The following is a 1,451-nucleotide window of genomic DNA, read 5'->3' on the forward strand; positions in this document are numbered from 1 at the left end:
CTATTCTTATGGTTTCTGCATCCGAAGTATATCAAGGACAGTTTGGCGAATTTACGGTTGATGAGAGCGATCGCAAATGCTGAAATTGCACCAATCAGCCAAAAAGCTTGCAGGGCGCGATGTAAAGCCGCCATGTAAATATGAATCGTAAACAAACTGACACCAAGGGCAATCCCAAATACAGTATATAAAGGTGTCACTAACCAATAAATATCAGAGTTATTACTGAATAAAACTAGCCCACTCGCAACAGCAAAACAGAGGGCAGCAACCATTAATCCAGCACGATAGATAATTACACTTTTGCGATCGCTCTCATCAACCGTAAATTCGCCAAACTGTCCTTGATATACTTCGGATGCAGAAACCATAAGAATAGTTAGGGTGAGGGGTTATAACTATACTTTAAACCTAATCATCTGCTTCTGAAAAAAGATTACTTAAATCTCTATAACCACTAACTACCCTAGCAATTTCAATGCTCTCTTCTGTCACTGTGTAGAAAATGATGTAACCATCTATCGGAATTCCTCGAAGAGAAGGTGCTAATTCCTCATAACTACGTCCTATATTCGGAAAATTGGCAATATTTCCACACTTTCGCTCAAATGCATCAGTAAAAGCTTCACCAGCATTTATATTTCGCTCAAAAAAGTAATTTAAAATACCTTTCAAATCTTTAATCGCGGTTGGGGAAATTGTATAACTGCGATTCATGCATGATTCTCACGCACTTGATGAATCATATCTCGAAGTTCTGCCATGACAACTTCCCCGTCTACACCTTCTCCACGTTCTAACTCAGCCAATCCAATGGCTACTTTTTGACGAGTTTCTTCTAACCATTCTTGGTAACGCTTATCTCTTTCTTCCAATAGCCGAAAAGCTTCAACTATAACTTCATTCGCTGTTTGGTACTTACCACTCTGAAGCTTTTCTTGGATAAACTGCTCTTGTTCCGGCTTTAAAGTGATATCCATATCAAATACCTCTGTTAACTAATATCATAAAACTAATTCAACTATTTGCGCTAACTGAATATCTAATTGCGATCGCGATCGCGACTTCCGGAGAGAGTATCGCGCATTACCCCCATTGATGGCGATTTCTACCCAACCATCGCTACCAAAAAATGCGTTAGCGAAGCTTACCGAAGGTCTCGCTCGACGATTACTCCCCACACCAGGGTCAACCACAGCCAGATGCACCGTCCCATCCGAAAAATAAGGAAAGGCACCCATCAAACAAAACCGACCAGCAGCGACATCCTGGGGTGGAATCTGATGGGTCAAATCCACCACTTGGATTTTGGGATTAACTTGAGCGATCGCACCCTTCATCACCCCAACATAAGATATCGCGATCGGCAAAATCGCTTAACAAAGTGAGCAGCCTTGCTTGACTCATTGCAACATGAATAAAGTATTTACCAAACTAAATATATAATAAAG

Annotated in this window: 3 protein-coding genes and 1 pseudogene; all 4 read right to left on the bottom strand. The window is 40.8% G+C overall.

The window, feature by feature from the left end; genetic code table 11:
• Positions 1-371, bottom strand: a 371-nt coding sequence (locus CK510_RS30315; protein WP_245912529.1) for a DUF2301 domain-containing membrane protein, incomplete at its 3' end; no start/stop codon positions are given.
• Positions 372-411: 40 nt separating this feature from the next.
• Positions 412-717 (bottom strand): type II toxin-antitoxin system RelE/ParE family toxin, encoded by a 306-nt coding sequence (locus tag CK510_RS30320; protein ID WP_095725112.1) that lies wholly within the window; start codon positions 715-717, stop codon positions 412-414.
• Positions 714-980: a type II toxin-antitoxin system ParD family antitoxin gene (locus CK510_RS30325; protein ID WP_095725113.1), complete on the bottom strand. Its 267-nt coding sequence runs from the start codon at positions 978-980 to the stop codon at positions 714-716. Before CK510_RS30325 ends, CK510_RS30320 begins: the two co-directional genes overlap by 4 nt.
• 150 nt (positions 981-1,130) lie before the next feature.
• Positions 1,131-1,407, bottom strand: a pseudogene (locus CK510_RS30330) (SAM-dependent chlorinase/fluorinase); the annotation flags it as partial.
• Between the last annotated feature and the right edge of the window lie 44 nt (positions 1,408-1,451).

Source organism: Brunnivagina elsteri CCALA 953 (assembly GCF_002289455.1).
In the GTDB taxonomy this organism is placed as follows: Bacteria; Cyanobacteriota; Cyanobacteriia; order Cyanobacteriales; family Nostocaceae; genus Brunnivagina; species Brunnivagina elsteri.

What these genes read in the sequence shown, in the direction of transcription:
- CK510_RS30320 (WP_095725112.1), bottom strand. Translation starts at nt 717, where the DNA reads ATGAATCGCAGTTATACAATTTCCCCAACCGCGATTAAAGATTTGAAA.
- CK510_RS30325 (WP_095725113.1), bottom strand. Translation starts at nt 980, where the DNA reads ATGGATATCACTTTAAAGCCGGAACAAGAGCAGTTTATCCAAGAAAAG.